Here is a 15,402-nt window from a genome sequence, read left to right on the forward strand (position 1 = left end):
ATTCGGCGAATCGACGAAAATACCGCACATCGTGCCCAGATTCACGCTGCCAAACGCCGATCGTCTGCCGATAATAGGAAGGACAACGCCACCTGCAGGAGATGCGCCATGTCCGTCCTCGCCCCGCTCGCCCCGCTGCGTGCCCACGCCGGCCGCCGCCTGACCGATGGCCTGGACGATGCCGCCATCGTGCGTCTGGCCGCCAATCACCCGGACCTGGCCCACGCCATCGACGCCGCTTCCGCCGAATACGCGCAGGTGCGCGAAGACGCCGCCGACCTGCTCGACCTGGACGAAGACGCCCAGATCGCCGCGGTGCAGGACGGCTTCATCAACTTCTACGCCGACGATGCGGTGACGCCCTACGTGGCGCTGGCCGCACGCGGGCCGTGGGTGGTCACGCTCAAGGGCGCGGTGCTCTACGACGCCGGTGGCTACGGCATGCTCGGCTTCGGCCACACCCCCGCAGCGGTGCTGGAGGCGATGGCACGCCCGCAGGTGATGGCCAATGTGATGACGCCCAGCCTGGCGCAGCGCCGGCTGGACCGCGCCCTGCGCGCCGAGATCGGCCACAGCCGCGGCGGCTGCCCGTTCGCACGTTTCATGTGCCTCAACTCCGGCTCCGAAGCGGTGGGCCTGGCTGCGCGCATCGTCGATACCAATGCCAAGCTGCACACCGACCCGGGTGCGCGGCACGCCGGGGCCACCATCAAGCGCCTGGTGGTCAAGGGCAGCTTCCATGGCCGCACCGACCGACCGGGGCTGTATTCGGACTCCAGCCGCAAGACCTACACCAAGTATCTGGCCAGCTACCGCGACGAAGCGTCGGTGATCGCGATCGCGCCCTATGACGTGGCCGCCCTGGAGCGCGCCTTCGAAGAGGCCGCGCATAACCATTGGTTTATCGAAGCGGTGTTCCTGGAGCCGGTGATGGGCGAAGGCGACCCGGGGCGTGCCCTGCCGGCCGAGTTCTACGCCGCCGCACGGGCGCTCACCCGCTCGCACGGCAGCCTGCTGCTGGTGGATTCCATCCAGGCCGGGTTGCGCGCGCACGGCGTGCTGTCGGTGGTGGACTACCCCGGTTTCGAGCAGCTGGACCCGCCGGATCTGGAGACCTATTCCAAGGCGCTCAACGCCGCCCAGTACCCGTTGTCGGTACTGGCCGTCACCGAGCACGCCGCGCAGGTGTACCGCAAGGGAACCTACGGCAACACCATGACCACCAACCCGCGCGCGCTCGATGTCGCCTGCGCCACGCTGGCGTTGTTCACGCCTGCAGTGCGCGACAACATCCGCACCCGCGGCGCGCAGGCGATTGCCAAGCTGCAGGCGCTGCAGGCGGAACTGGGCGGCCTGATCACCAAGGTGCAAGGCACCGGGCTGCTGTTTTCCTGCGAACTGGCGCCGCAGTTCAAGTGCTACGGAGCCGGCTCCACCGAGGAGTGGCTGCGCCATCGCGGCGTCAACGTGATCCACGGCGGCGAGAACTCGCTGCGCTTCACGCCGCACTTTGCGATGGACGAAGAAGAGCTGGATCTGCTGGTCGGTCTGATCGCACGCGCCTTGAAGGAAGGCCCGCGCCAGATGCAGGCCGAGGCGGCCTGATCCGTGCCGGGCGGTACATCGGCCGCGCAGGTGCCGCCGACGCGGCGCCCGCTTGGGTATTGGAGCGCCACCCGCGCGGTGCTGTCTGGGTTGACACCCTGAGCCGCACCGGCGGGCATCGCGCAAGGCATCGTCCGCATACAGTCAGTTGCCATGCCGTGGCCAGGCGCATCTCACCTGGATCGCCGCGCCTTGCCGCATAAGTGCAAGGCTCACTGCGAAGCCAAACCGGCGTGCAAGCGTTCGCTTGCATGAATCGCCAGCAACGTGCTTGTCGGATTGGCTGAACACCCTCGTCCTGCACCGCATGCGCCGAGGTCGGTCGCTGTGTCACAACGGACAAGCACCAATCAGATCGGCACCGCACTCAACTTGCGGCGCAGGTAATTGCTCACTGCGCGGTGTGGCGATTTGCCGCGCCACGATGCCCAGCACAAGTGCGAGCCGACTGCGATCTGGCCGCCACGATGGCCAAGCCCGAACCAGGTGCGATCCGGATGGAAGGCATTGCGCGGCGGGAACACGATGCCGGCGAACTGCCCGCCATGCGCGTTGTAGAAGCGAGTGAGCCCGCGCGGGCCGGAGATCATCGGAATCTCGCGGTGGTCTTCCAGCGCTTCCGGTGCATGCACGTTGAAAATGTGCTCGATGAACGCGCGCCAGAACGGATGCCCCGCTTCGGAGCCGAACACGGCATTACCGATCTTGAAGTCGTCGTTGCCGGGCGTGCCCTCCTCGATGGGCAGCACGCATCGCTGCGACAGCACGTCCGCACCTAGCGGGCGCAGTAGCTTGTAGTCGGTGTCGAAGTAGAAACCGCCATGCGCATGCATGTATGCACAGCGCGCGATGTCGGCTTTCATCACGCCAAAACGGATGCGCTCGTAGCGCTGCGCAAACTGCGGAAACGCACGTCGCATCAATTCCGAGTTATCGGCATCGTCCCAGAGGTGACAGGTCCATCCGGGCAACAAACGCTGCAGGCGATCGCAAACCCTGCGCTCCTCCCACAGCAGCTGCTTGGTGGGTGCGGTCAGGTGAATGAGTTGGGGAATCATGGGGGGCGACTCGGTGGGCTGGGGGAGCCAGAGCCGTCACCGCAGCACCGCGTTGAAGCGGGTCACTCGGCTGGCGACTTGGCCGCAGCAACCGTAGTCTCACTATCGACATGATGTAATCCACAGTATCTGATCGTGCAACGCACTCCCCATCCATAAAATCTATGGCGATGCGAAGTTTTGCAACGACGCATAAATCTTGGCGGATGCCGATTCAACCTTTCGCCGCTTTGTCATCGTTGCGTGATCGAGACCCGGCGATAACCGTCAGATTGCAGCACAAGGCGTATGTGTGCGGGGTTCGCGCCTTGCACATCATCGGGGCAGCGCCGCCATCTTCGAGAGTGCGCAATCGCTGGCTGCCCCCATTCCTGCGCCCTGCCCGGCTCACTCCCAGCAACGATCCGCACGGCCCTTGAGCGTGGCATCGCGCGGGCAATCGCGTGGTGCGATACGCCCTTGCGGGTGCTCGATCAGTCGTTTGTCGCCGTGCGCGTCGCGCCGCAGCTCGAAGGCGTCATATAGGCGGCCGGTGGCGGTGCGCGATTCGTAGACCAGATGCTGGCCGTCGATGCGCAGCACCTGATACAGCTGGGTGTCTTCACCCACCGGGCGCATGGTCTTGCGGGCCATGTCCGAAAGCCGGTATTGCTTGGGCCCGGCGACCGATACCACGAACACCGGCGTGGCCTGCCCGGCCTGGTCGCCGCGCCGGCCATAGGTGTGGTCGTGCCCTTGCAGCACCAGATCCACCTTGTGCCGGCGGATCACCGGCAGCACCTGTTCGACCAGCTTTTCGTTCTCGCGATCGGCGCGCGGCGAAAAGAACGGCTGGTGGATCAGCACGATCGACCACGGGTGCGGGTTGTCGGCCAGCACCGTGTCCAGCCATTGCGCCTGCGCCGGCCCGGTGCCCAGGTCCAGTACCGAGGTGCCATCGAGCACGGCGATGCGCACGCCCTGATAGTCGAACCAGTAACTGGTGCGCGCCGTGGCCGAGGGCCCGTTACGCGGCAGGGCGAAGGTTACCGGCCAATGGCTGCCAAGCGTGCGGGTGGCCTGCGGAGTGTCTTCGCCCTCTTCGTGGTACTCGTGATTGCCCGGCGCCGGCGCCACCGCGGTGCCTTCCAGCAACCAGCGCCCGGCTTCGAACCACTCCGCCCATTCGTTGTCGTCCTGGCCGTCCTTGCCGCTGACCAGATCGCCGGCAAACAGCGCCAGCCGCGCGTCCGGCGCCGAGCGCCAGGCCTGGCGGATCACCCGCGAGACCAGGCTGAGATTCTTGTTCTGGGTATCGCCGAAGTACAGCAGCGTCAGCGGTGTCTGCGGCGTGGCCGCGGTGCGGAAGTGATTCCATGCACCCCAGGTGTCGTGCCCCTGCACGCGGTAGGCGTACAAGGTGTCGGGCTGCAAGCCGTCGATATCGGCACGATGGTGATGCGAGCTGCCGTTTTCGCTGCTCAGCGTGGCGGTGCTGGCGCGGATGCGCCGTGGCGTACCGACGTCGGGCGAATCGCCGGCAATCACCAGTTCCAGCCACGGCTGATCGACGCTGGCATCGGTGCGCCAGGCCACTGCGAAACCGGTCGCCGCGTCCTGCGCGGGGGTGGCGACGATCCGGTCCGGAAAGCCATCGGCCACGTAATGGGTGGAACCGGCCGGCACCTGCGTATTCGGCTCGGCCGGCCGCTCGCCAGCCAGCGCCTGGGTACCCGCCAGTGCGATCGACACGAGCGCTACATAACACGCTGCACGCGCCACGCTCATGGCGCGCAGTCCTTCAACCGCAGCGTGCGTGCGATGTCGCGCCAATCGAATGCGGCCACGGCCTGGTCGTCGTGCAGCGCGTAGAACACGCCGCCGGGGAAGCGCGCATCGCCACGCTGATCCAGCCACACGCCATCGGTATTGGCGGTGACGCGGCCGGCGAAGGCGCCCACATGCGCCAGCGTGTTGCGATCGAACACCTGGAACACGCTGCGATCCTTGAACTGATCGGTGGCGATCCAGTAGCCGCTGCCATCGGCGCACTGCAGCAAGGTCAAGCCCTCGGCCTGCGCCTTGAACAGCCCGGCGCCGACATCGCGCCCGCGGTAACGCCCGTCCATGCCGTACTCGCGCAACTGCGTGCCTACCGCCACGTCTTCTTCGGCAATCAGCAGCCGCGCATTGGCCTCATCGCCAAACACCGATTCTGCGATGCGCACCGCGCCAGCGGTGGTGGTGTCGCCAAAGCTCTGCGTCAGCCGCGCCTGCCAGCCCTGCCCTGCCGCATTCAACTGATAACGACGAAAACGCTGGCCCAGTTCGGCCAGCGGCGGCGGCTGATCCTTATTGGCCGGCGACATGTAGTTGTCGCTGACCACCACCTCGTAGCCGCCGTCATGCTTGCGCACCCATAGCCCGTAAGGCTCGCGCAGGTCTTCCTGGCCGAACGCGGTCAGCGGTTTGAAATCCGGCAGCGAAAACACCTGCACGCGGCGGTTGTCGCGCTCGACCACGAAGACCAGATCGTCGACCACCGAAATCCCGTTGGGCCGGTCCAGCTTGCCCAATGCCTTGCCCTTGCCGCCGACCACGCGCAGCCGCTTGCCGCTGTCGCCGTCGAACACCACCAGCGCATGCGTGGCCTTGGCCGTGGCGATCACCCAGCGGCTGCCATCGGGCGCAATCCAGCTGGCCGGCGAATCCAGATTGTCGGACGGCGTCAGCGCGGTGATGAAGGCTTCCGGCACCACTTCGTGCGCGACCTTGGCGTCGCTGAGCGTGGGATCGGTGAGCAGCGCTTCGTCGGCTTCGCGGTCGACCGGCTTGGTCGCACACCCGGCCAGCAGCAACGCGCTCGCAAACACTGTGGAGTGCAGCAGCCCGCCAGCGCGCATCACAGCGCCACCTTCAGGCCCAGCGCATAGGTGCGGCCGTACTCTTCGTTCTGCAGCGTGCGCGAGGGCACGCCCTGGTACAGCTCCAATGGCTCATCCAGCAGGTTCTGCGCTTCCAGGTACAGGCTGATGTGGCTGTTGAACTGATAACTCATGCTGACATCCAGCTGGGTGTGCGGGGCGACATAGATATCGTACGCACGGCTCTGGCCGATGGTGTCCAGGTACTCGCTGCGATACACCGCTGCCACGCGCGCACTGAAGCCGTATTTTTCATAGCCCAGATGGCCGCTGTAGATGCGCTTGGACGAGCGCGGCAGCATGAAGTCGTCGCCGGCACGATCGCTCAGGCCCGGGTCGAAGTCGCTGTCCAGCGCGGTGGCGCTGGCACCGACCAGCAAGCCGTTCCAGCCTTCGGGCAGGAAGTCCAGCGTCTGCTGCCAATTGAACTCGGCGCCGCGCACCTTGGCGGTGTCGCCATTGATCGAACGCGTCACCTGCAAACCGGGGAACTCGACATCGGTGGTGCTGATGGTCTGCACGATGTAATCGTCGATCGACTTGTTGAACACGCCCAGCGACACCAGGCCGGTGCTGCCGATGTATTTTTCGAACGACAGATCCAGATTGGTGGAGCGATACGGGTTGAGATCCGGGTTGCCGATGCTCACTTCCTCATCGCCGCGGTTGATGCTCACGCGTGGCGACACATCGCCAAATGACGGGCGCGACAAGGTCTTGTTGGCTGCAAACCGCAACACCCAGTCGTTGCCGCTGTCGTAACGCAGGTGCAGGCCCGGCAGCACGTTGGTGTAGCTGCTGGACGCCTCGCGCGGCGTGACCGTCGCAGTACGGCCGTTTTCGGCAACGTCGACCTGGTTGCCGGTGGCGTTGAACTGGGTGTTCTCCACGCGGACGCCGGCAATCATGCGCAATGCACCGATATCCCAGGTGCCCATCGCATAGGTGGCGAACACGTCTTCGGTTGCGGTGTAGTCGTCCTGCAGCGAGACCTGCTGGTTGCCGCCCACATCCTGCGGCCGTGCGCTGTACAACCCGCCCGACGCGCGCCAGTAGCGGCGCATGCCGTCCGAGCCGATGCTTTCGCCCAGCGTACCGCCGCGGTGCTCCGGTGCGGCGGTGGTCCAGCTGCTCAGATCGATGGCGGGGCCACGCCGCAGCTCCTGTTCGTCGACGTCCACATCGCGTTCGCGCCAGCGACCGAGCACGCCCATCTTCAGGCTGGAATGTTCGCCATCGAAACGCACATTGACCTGCGCGCTGTGCTCGCTATCGTCCACCGTCTTGGGCGCCAGCACGAAGCGGTCGAACACGAAATCCTGGTTGCTCTGCCATCGGTTGTCCGAGAAGCCCAACCGCGGGATGCCGCTGCGCTGATCCACGCTGGCCGACAGGTCGTCGCCGTCGTAGTTGAAGCGCGCTTCCATCTCATCGTTCACCCGCTCGGTGGTTTTGGTGTAGCCCACCTTGTAATCGACGGTGGCGCTGCTCAGGCGATTTTCGCCGCCAAAGCTGATCGCCGTGTTGTCTTCCTTCTTGGTGCGGTAGCGCACCCGTTTGGAGATGCTGTCGGCCGGCAGATCGGCCACGTTGTAGGTGCCATCGCCGTTGGCGCTGACCTCACCGTCGCTCAGGCCGAAGATGGTGCGCTGGCGTGTTTCGGCATCGTCGAAACGGCTGTACAGCGAGCGCAGGTAGTAGCGGTTGTCGGCGTCCGGGCGCCAGTCCAGATTGAGGTTGGCGCCCATGCGGGTGCGCTCGATGAAGTATTTGCGGCGCTGTACTTCGCCGGCGAACAGGTCGTCGGCAGCGCCACCGTCGAAGCGGTCGTACGCCACTTCGGTGTTGTCCGATTCGAACTCGCGGTCCTGATAGTTCACACCCACCGCCACACCGAAGGTGCCGTTGTAGATGTCGCTGTAGTTGAACGCGCCCTTGGGGCTGGTCTTGCCCGACAGCGACTGGTGGCTGCCTTCGATCGAACCGCGCAGGGTGCGCCCGTCGCGGTCGAACGCAGAGGTGGATTCCACCTGGATGGCGCCGCCGATCGAATCGCCCGGCATGTCCGGGGTGGGCGACTTCACCACCTTCAAGCGCTCGGTGGAATCGGACGGAATCACGTCCAGCGGCGCCGAGCGGGTGCCGTCTTCCGGCGTGCCCATGCTCATGCCGTCGATGGTCACGCTGTTGAGCGACGAATCCAGCCCGCGGATCACCACAAAACGCCCCTCGCCCTGATCGCGGGTGACGCTGACACCGGGCAGGCGCTGCAAGGATTCTGCAACATTCTTGTCGGGGTAACGCCCCATCGCATCGGAGGCCACGGCATCCTGGATGGCATCGGACGCACGCTTGAGATCGACTGCGCGCTCCTGCGCTTCCAGCTGCGGGCGCACTTCCAGACGTTCCAGATCAATGGCCGCCGCACCGCTGGCCGCGCCGGATGCGGCCGCCGCCTCTGCCGCATGTGCCTGCGGGCCCCAGCCGGCCGATGCCAGCGTCAGCGTGATCGCCAGGCAGAGCGGAGTCTTGTTGGACACGAGTGCTTCCCCAATCGGTTAAGAATGGGTGTGCACACTATGTCTGCGACGTTTCAACGACATGACATATGCAAGCGCGATCACACCGGACGTGTGGCAGCGCAACGCATGGCTGCGGCACACTGTGCGTCTCTCCCGCCTGTCGCTGCCCATGAAAATCGTCGAAGTCCGCCACCCTCTCGTCCAGCACAAAATCGGCCTGCTGCGCGATGCCGCCTTGAGCACCAAGGGATTTCGCGAATTGGTCACCGAACTGGGCACGCTACTGGCCTACGAGGCCACCGCCAATCTGGACACCGAATCGCACGTGCAACAAGGCTGGGCCGGCCCGGTCGATGTGCAGCGCATCGCCGGTGCCAAGATCACCCTGGTGCCGATCCTGCGTGCCGGCTTGGGCATGCTGCCCGGCGTGCTGGCGCTGATTCCGGCCGCACGCGTGAGTGTGGTCGGCCTGCAGCGCGACGAAGAAACCCTGCAGCCGGTGCCCTACTTCGAACGCCTCACCGGGCGCCTGGAAGAGCGCGACGCACTGATCCTGGACCCGATGCTGGCCACCGGCGGCACGTTGATCGCCACCATCGACATGCTCAAGCGTGCCGGTGCGCGGCGCATCAAGGGCATCTTCCTGGTCGCCGCACCGGAAGGCCTGAAAGCGCTGGAAGCGGTGCATCCGGACGTGGAGGTGTATACCGCCGCAATCGACGATCATCTCAACGAAAAGGGCTACATCCTGCCCGGGCTGGGCGATGCCGGCGACCGGATTTTTGGTACGCGGGTGGAGTGAGCTTTCCAGCTGAAGTGAGTTTCCCAGCTGAGATGAGCGCCCCAAGCGTCCAGATCAAGGCCGATGCGCGCTGCACTATCCGACCGCGCTGCAACCGCGCCGATAAGATGAATCGGCGACCTCAAGCCCCTTTCCTACAGGAGAGGGATTGGGGTGAGGGGACGGTGTGTCAGCGTTCTTGCACACGCCGTACCCTCACCCGGCGCTATGCGCCACCGTCTCCCGACGGGAGCAGGAAAAACCGCGTCGACGCGCTGAAGCCTGCCTCAGGGTGTCGACGCCTCGATTGCCGCACTCACATATACCAGCGGCGCATTCCAGTTGATGGCGACTTCATTGCTCGCGTAACTGCAGGTGTCGTCCAGGTACGACAGCGCCGGCAATCTGGACGGATACGGCATCTTGCAGTCCTTGGCGTCCTGCTGTCCCGGTTGCGGGCCGCCGGCCAGCCAACCCGGCACCGGCGCCTCGATGCCGTCGGCCTCCGATGGGCGATGATGGATATGCATCGGCGTGCGCTGGCCCACGCCGGTGACGAACGATAGCCCCAGCGGATTGCGGCCCAGGATGTAATCCAGGTGCGATTGCGCGGCATCCAGCGTCGCCCGTTGACGGGTCAGCCGATAGCCCTGCAGCAGCATCATCGCGCGGTTGAGTACGGACGCATTGCTACCCCATACGAAATCCTTGTCGGCCATGGCCAGGCGCCACGGAGACGCCTGCCACTGGTCGGTCAACTGCTGCGCCAGACTGGTGATCTCGCGCGTGATGCGCGCACGGTCCGCATGCGCGGTCAGCGTGTCGCGATGCGCGGCCAGCGACATCCACGCCAGCCCGCCCACATTGCTCCAGCCAGGTACGCTGGCCGGCACGTTGCGCGCCACCATCGCGTCGTAGAAAGCATCCTCGCCGGTGGTGACATACAGCTCCGCTGCCGCCCACGCGAACTCGTCGTCGACCTGCGCATCGTCATAACCGCCGGTGCGCACGTCGTCGGGCTGGCGATAGATCACGTCCGGATGTTGCTGCGCCCAGCTCCAGGCAGCGCGCGCGGCCTTCAACATGCGTGCCGACACCCCGGGATAGTGTTTTTCGAACGGCGCATAGACGCGGCTGGCTGCCGCCATCACGGCCGCAAAATCCAGCGTGGCCGCGGTGGCCTTCATCACCACATAGCGCTGCTGCCCGGCCTGCGCCGGCATCACCAGTCCATCGAACTGCTTGTCGGTGAGCTTGTGGTACACCCCGCCATCGGCCGGGTCCTGCATGGCCAGCATCCATTCCAGGTTCCACCAGGTTTCCTGAAGGATGCCGGGCACGCCGGGCGCGTCGTCGGGGATGGTCAGGGCCTGCGCGTTGAACAGCGCCGGGTAGTGCTCGTAGGCCGCCAGCAAGGTGTAGGTGCTGATGCCGGAATTGACGATGTACTTGTTGTAATCGCCGGCGTCGTACCAGCCCTTGGGTGCGCTGATCACGCTGTCGGCCGGACGCGTGGCAGACGCGGCGGAAGGATGGATGCGCACCTGCGTGTCCGGATGTCCGGCCGCACGCGCGTAACGCCCGGCGAACTGCGCCGGCAACGCGGTGCTGGCACGGTTGTAGTAGAACGCCTTCAGCGACGCATCGACTACCGGCTGATACGCACGCGCATCGATCGCAAATGCATCCGAGGCCGGCAGCCCGTCGATCTTCAACCGGTAGGTGCCCGGCGCACGCACGCTGGAGAAATCCGCCACACGCGCCTGCTGACCAGCCGGCGACCACAGCGCTGGCGGTAGCAAGCTGCCTTGCAGCACCTTGCGGCCCTGTGCATCTTCGACCGTGAAACGGTCCGCCCCCGGCGCCACGCCCTGCGGCAACCCGACCACCGCCAGCTTGGCTGAGCCGGGCAGATAGCCGAGCTGATTGACGTGGATGGCAGCGCCGGTCGCCGTTGCGGTGCCGGCAGTGCCGGTGGTATCGGCTGCACAGGCGGCGATGGGCGATGCGATCACCATGGCGGCAATCAAGGTCTGGAAAATGGTCATGCCACGATGGTCGCCAAATCGACGCACAGCGACAAGTCCAATATCGACATAAGCCACCGCGGCAAATCGCATTGCCGCTGGCGAAGCCGCGACGGGCAAGCCATCGCGCCGACGCAGGCCTGCACCTTGCACGCACGCGCCTGAGACGTTTCGCAGCGCGACAGTTGGCAACGCTGCCGCGCGAGCCGACCCCGCTGACAAGACGCCACCGCAGCAGAGGGCATGTCCGGTCGTCCGCTTCGGCTTGCCTGCTCCGGCGCACGGAGCAGGCAGGACGGACTCATCGCACCGGTATAGCCAACTGCACTTCTGCCTTGCCCACCGGATTGCGCGGGTCGCTGCCGCCGCTGAGCACGTTGCTGCGCTTGTCCCATTCCACGGTCTGCAGGTTGCCCCACACGTGGCTGGAACCGCGCCCGCCCTCGGCGGTGTCGCCCGGCAGCTTGAGCGCGTGGCCCATCGCTTGCAGACCCTTGGCGGTCTGCGGCGAGAACGCGTCGGTTTCGGCGTCGATGACGTCCGGCAGCCACTGATGGTGATAGCGCGGCAAGGCGCTGACCGCCTGCGCATCCAGCCCGGCGTCGTAACCCAGGATGCCCAGCAGCACCATGGTGATGATGCGGCTGCCGCCCGGCGTCCCCAGCACGATCGCCTTGTCGGCCGATTCCATGAAGGTGGGCGTCATCGAGCTGAGCATGCGCTTGCCCGGCTTGGGCGCGTTGGCGGCATAGCCCATCACGCCGAACGCATTCGGCGTGCCCGGCTTGAGCGCAAAGTCGTCCATCTCGTCGTTGAGCAGCACGCCGGTACCCTTGGGGATCAGGCCAGAGCCATACAGCAGGTTGACGGTCTGGGTGGCGCCGACGCGGTTGCCTTCGCCATCGATGATGGAAAAGTGGGTGGTCTCGTCGTCTTCCAGCGGCGTGGGGTTGCCCGACAACAGATCGCTGGGCGTGGCCCTTTCCGGATTGATGGTGGCACGCAGGCCTTGCGCATAATCCTTGCTGGTCAGCACACGCTGCGGCACGTCGACAAAGTCCGGGTCGCCCAGGAAGAACGTGCGGTCGCGGTAGGCACGGCGCATCGATTCCACCACCAGATGGGTGCGATGCACGTCGTCGAGCTTGCTCAGGTCCCAGCCTTCCAGAATCTGCAGCATCGCAGCCAGCGCGATGCCGCCGGACGACGGCGGCGGCGCGGTGGTGATCTTCCAGCCGCGGTAATCGAACTGGATCGGCGCGCGCTCTTTGACCGCATAACCGGCCAGCTCCGCCGCGGTCCAATGGCCACCGGCCTGCTTGACGCCGGCGATCAGCTTCTTGGCGGTCTCGCCCTTGTAGAACCCATCGAAGCCCTTGTCGCCGAGCAGCGTCAAGGTGTGCGCCAGCTCGGGCTGCTTGAAGAGGTCGCCTTCGGCAATCGGTTTTCCGCCGCGCAAGTACACCTCGCGCGTGCCGGGATAGCGCTCCATCACCTCGCGCCGCGAGGCGTAGCCCTTGGCCATGCGCGCATACACCGGAAAGCCCTCGGTGGCGATGCGGATCGACGGTGCCAGCGATTGCTTCAGCGGCAGCCGGCCGTGTTTGGCCGCCAGCTCCACCAGCGCGGCGGGCAGCCCGGGAATACCGGCCGACCACGGCCCGTTGACCGAGCGGTCACGGTCGAGCTCGCCCTGCTTGTTGAGGAATTTTTCCGGCGTGGCCGATTCGGGCGCGTATTCGCGCGCATCCAGCATCACGTCCTTGCCGGTCTTGGCATCGTGCAGCAGGAAGAAGCCGCCACCGCCCAGCCCCGAGCTGATCGGCTCGACCACCGCCAGCGTGGACGACACCGCAATCGCCGCATCGAACGCGTTGCCGCCCTCGCGCAGGATCTGCAGGCCGGCATCGGTGGCCAGGGCATGACCACTGGCCACGGCCGCACCGGGCGGATGCGCGGCGACCGCCGCAGCTGCGCCGGCGGACGGCTTGGCGCCGTCGGCGGACCAGGCCGGCGGCGCCAGCACCAAGGCCAGCAACAGCAGGCCGCGTGTCGAAAAACGTCGGGACAAAGTGCTCACGGGACGGGAGGCTCCTGTTCGTACAGTTCGGGGTGATCGCGCTGCAGCTGCATGAGCTTTGCCAGCAATTGATCATGGGTTTCCGGGATATCCGGATCCGGGTCGATGCACTCGACCGGGCACACCACTACGCATTGCGCTTCATCGAAGTGGCCCACGCATTCGGTGCAGCGTGCCGGGTCGATCACGTAGATGGTCTCGCCCATCGAGATCGCCTGATTCGGGCAGGCCGGCTCGCAGACGTCGCAGTTGACGCAGAGCTCGTTGATTTTCAGCGACATATCGACAACACCATGCGATGCAAGGCAGCGCGATTCAACTGCAGGCGCTGGAACGCAACGTACTGCTGCAGGCAGGCGCACACGGCGCAGATGATCAGCAAATGGACAACGCCGTGAGCGCTGTCGGACACCGGCCTGACACGGCCGGCTCCGGCGATGTGCGAAGTCAGCATGCTGCTGGCTCCGCACACGGCGGCCGGCTGCGCCCTCCCGCGCATCCGGCCTGGTACGGCATTACTTGGCTTCAACGAAGGTGTATTCCGCGCCCTTGGGCTGGACGATGGTCTGCACGCGCGCATTCTCGGCGGCGTCGCCGATGAACAGCACGCGCACGCCCTTCATCGAATCCGGCTGCACGTCCTTGAACGCGGCGTCGATCAGGTCGGCCATCTTGGTGGATGCGGACGAACCGAAGGCCAGCATGTTGCCCGGCTGCACGCCACGCGCCAGCGCGGTCTTGACGCTTTCCAGCTGACGCTCGTAGCTGCCGGCGAACTCGGCATCGGACTCCGGCGGCAAGTAGTACAGGAACGGGCTGTTGGTGGTCGCGCCCAGGTTCTGGCCGACCACTTCCTGCAGATACTTCTTCCAGCCGGCGTTGTCGTCCTTGGCCGGGGCCTTCAGCGCTGCCGGGGCGGCAGCGGCGGTCGGCGCCGGCTCTTCCTTCTTGCAGGCGGTGACCGCCAGAGCGGCGATCGAAGCGAGCGCCAGAGCGCGCATGGTGTGTTTCATGAAACTCCTCCCTTTGAAAAGCGTGGTGATGGAACGACAGATGAGATCAGGCCTGCGCGCGGGACTCGCGCACCTGCCGCAAGGCTTCGACCACAGAGGCCGGCACGAAGCCGGAGACGTCGCCGCCCAGCCGCGCGATTTCGCGCACCAGCGACGACGAGATGAAGCTGTATTGCTCGGCCGGGGTGAGGAACAGGGTTTCCACTTCCGGGATCAGATGGCGGTTCATGCTGGCCATCTGGAATTCGTACTCGAAGTCCGACACCGCACGCAGGCCGCGCAGCAGCACCCCGGCGTTCATGTCGCGCACGAAGTGCGCCAACAGCGTGTCGAAGCCGCGCACCTCCACGTTCTTGTGCGCCGCCAGGGCTTCCTGCGCCAGCGCGACGCGCTTTTCCAGCGGCAACGCCGGGCCTTTGGACGGGCTGTACGCCACGCCCACCACCACGCGCTCGAACAACGGCGCGGCGCGGTTCACCAGGTCGATATGCCCGTTGGTGATCGGGTCGAAGGTACCGGGATAGACGGCGGTGCGGCTGCTGGCCACGCTCATACGGAAACTACCGGGGCTGGATCGCCGTTCAGTGTAGCAGCGGCCCGGCGATACAGCGCATAGCGCACCTGCCGGGTGCCGCCCTCGCGGTGCAGGTGCCAGCCGGCCGGCAGCTGCAGCGCCGCATCGGCCGGCGCTTCCAGATACAGCCAGGCCTCGGCGGCCAGATGCGCGGGCAGGCGTTCGAGCACGCTCGGCCACAGGCCGGCGGCAAACGGCGGGTCGACGAACACGATATCGGCCTGGGCCGCAGGCGCGCGCTCCAGCCAGCGCAGCGCGTCCTCCTGCAGCACCTGCACCTGATCGGCCGCATCGAGCTTGGTCACCAGCTCGCGCAGCCGCTGCGCCAGGCCGGGGTCGCGCTCGATCAGCGTGGCATGCGCGGCCCCGCGCGAGACCGATTCCATCCCCAGCGCGCCGGAGCCGGCAAACAGGTCCAGCACGCGCGCACCGCGCAGGCGCGGCATCAACCAGTTGAACACCGTTTCGCGTACACGGTCGCTGCTGGGGCGCAGCCCCGGCGCGTCGGGCACCGCCAGACGCGTGTTGCGCCAGCGCCCGCCCACGATGCGCACCTGCCCTTCCGCGCCACGCGGCGCCGGCCGCGCCGGGCGGCTCATCGCAGCGCGCCTGTGGCAGGCGGACGACGGGGGAGTACAGGTGGTACGAGTGGCAGCATGGTTCGGAGTGCAGGCGATGGCCGCCCATGATACCGCTGCCGCCGACGTGCCCGCCCTGCCCTGACCGGACACCCACGCGCCACATCTTGCGCGGGCACGCCTTGAAAAAATCCGCCGACGGCCTCATCCCCCAGGCCATCGGCCGCAGTGCGGCCCGGACCACCATGGAGCACGACCCCA

Annotated in this window: 12 protein-coding genes; 2 read left to right on the plus strand and 10 right to left on the minus strand. The window is 66.2% G+C overall.

Annotation, left to right across the window (positions count from 1 at the left end; translation table 11 throughout):
* Window positions 1–108 precede the first annotated feature (108 nt).
* Window positions 109–1,605: an aminotransferase class III-fold pyridoxal phosphate-dependent enzyme gene (locus FHY18_RS02500; protein ID WP_259150785.1), complete on the plus strand. Its 1,497-nt coding sequence runs from the start codon at window positions 109–111 to the stop codon at window positions 1,603–1,605.
* 350 nt (window positions 1,606–1,955) lie between these two features.
* On the opposite strand, the gene FHY18_RS02505 is transcribed toward FHY18_RS02500, so the two are convergent.
* From FHY18_RS02505 to FHY18_RS02520, 4 genes are all read right to left on the minus strand, one after another.
* Complete coding sequence (locus tag FHY18_RS02505; RefSeq protein WP_259150787.1) at window positions 1,956–2,663, minus strand: glycosyltransferase; 708 nt, start codon at window positions 2,661–2,663, stop codon at window positions 1,956–1,958.
* Window positions 2,664–3,050: 387 nt separating this feature from the next.
* Window positions 3,051–4,430 carry a metallophosphoesterase family protein gene (locus tag FHY18_RS02510; RefSeq protein WP_259150788.1) on the minus strand — a complete coding sequence of 460 codons (1,380 nt, stop codon included), beginning with the start codon at window positions 4,428–4,430 and terminating at the stop codon, window positions 3,051–3,053.
* The gene (locus tag FHY18_RS02515) at window positions 4,427–5,545 is read right to left on the minus strand and encodes a phytase (protein ID WP_259150789.1); all 1,119 of its coding nucleotides are present in this window, start codon (window positions 5,543–5,545) and stop codon (window positions 4,427–4,429) included. Before FHY18_RS02515 ends, FHY18_RS02510 begins: the two co-directional genes overlap by 4 nt.
* Entirely contained in the window at window positions 5,545–8,106 is a 2,562-nt protein-coding gene (locus FHY18_RS02520) for a TonB-dependent receptor (protein WP_259150790.1), read from the minus strand. The genes FHY18_RS02515 and FHY18_RS02520 overlap by 1 nt, the downstream gene beginning before the upstream one ends.
* Before the next feature lie 151 nt (window positions 8,107–8,257).
* On the opposite strand from FHY18_RS02520, the gene upp reads away from it, so the two are divergent.
* Window positions 8,258–8,890: a uracil phosphoribosyltransferase gene (upp, locus tag FHY18_RS02525; protein WP_055852279.1), complete on the plus strand. Its 633-nt coding sequence runs from the start codon at window positions 8,258–8,260 to the stop codon at window positions 8,888–8,890.
* Window positions 8,891–9,156: 266 nt separating this feature from the next.
* Here upp and FHY18_RS02530 read toward each other — a convergent pair whose 3' ends face one another.
* From FHY18_RS02530 to rsmD, 6 genes are all read right to left on the minus strand, one after another.
* Window positions 9,157–10,917 carry a glycoside hydrolase family 9 protein gene (locus FHY18_RS02530; RefSeq protein WP_259150793.1) on the minus strand — a complete coding sequence of 587 codons (1,761 nt, stop codon included), beginning with the start codon at window positions 10,915–10,917 and terminating at the stop codon, window positions 9,157–9,159.
* Between the two features lie 280 nt (window positions 10,918–11,197).
* Entirely contained in the window at window positions 11,198–12,976 is a 1,779-nt protein-coding gene (gene ggt / locus FHY18_RS02535) for a gamma-glutamyltransferase (RefSeq protein ID WP_259150794.1), read from the minus strand.
* On the minus strand, window positions 12,973–13,257 hold the full coding sequence (locus FHY18_RS02540; RefSeq protein ID WP_104612443.1) for a YfhL family 4Fe-4S dicluster ferredoxin: 285 nt from the start codon (window positions 13,255–13,257) through the stop codon (window positions 12,973–12,975). The genes ggt and FHY18_RS02540 overlap by 4 nt, the downstream gene beginning before the upstream one ends.
* 234 nt (window positions 13,258–13,491) lie before the next feature.
* Window positions 13,492–13,989 (minus strand): hypothetical protein, encoded by a 498-nt coding sequence (locus FHY18_RS02545; RefSeq protein WP_055851674.1) that lies wholly within the window; start codon window positions 13,987–13,989, stop codon window positions 13,492–13,494.
* Window positions 13,990–14,035: 46 nt separating this feature from the next.
* Complete coding sequence (gene coaD / locus FHY18_RS02550) at window positions 14,036–14,542, minus strand: pantetheine-phosphate adenylyltransferase (protein ID WP_259150798.1); 507 nt, start codon at window positions 14,540–14,542, stop codon at window positions 14,036–14,038.
* Complete coding sequence (gene rsmD, locus FHY18_RS02555; protein ID WP_259150803.1) at window positions 14,539–15,162, minus strand: 16S rRNA (guanine(966)-N(2))-methyltransferase RsmD; 624 nt, start codon at window positions 15,160–15,162, stop codon at window positions 14,539–14,541. Before rsmD ends, coaD begins: the two co-directional genes overlap by 4 nt.
* Between the last annotated feature and the right edge of the window lie 240 nt (window positions 15,163–15,402).

This window comes from Xanthomonas sp. 3793, from assembly GCF_024806835.1.
GTDB classification, from domain to species: Bacteria; Pseudomonadota; Gammaproteobacteria; order Xanthomonadales; family Xanthomonadaceae; genus Xanthomonas; species Xanthomonas arboricola_F.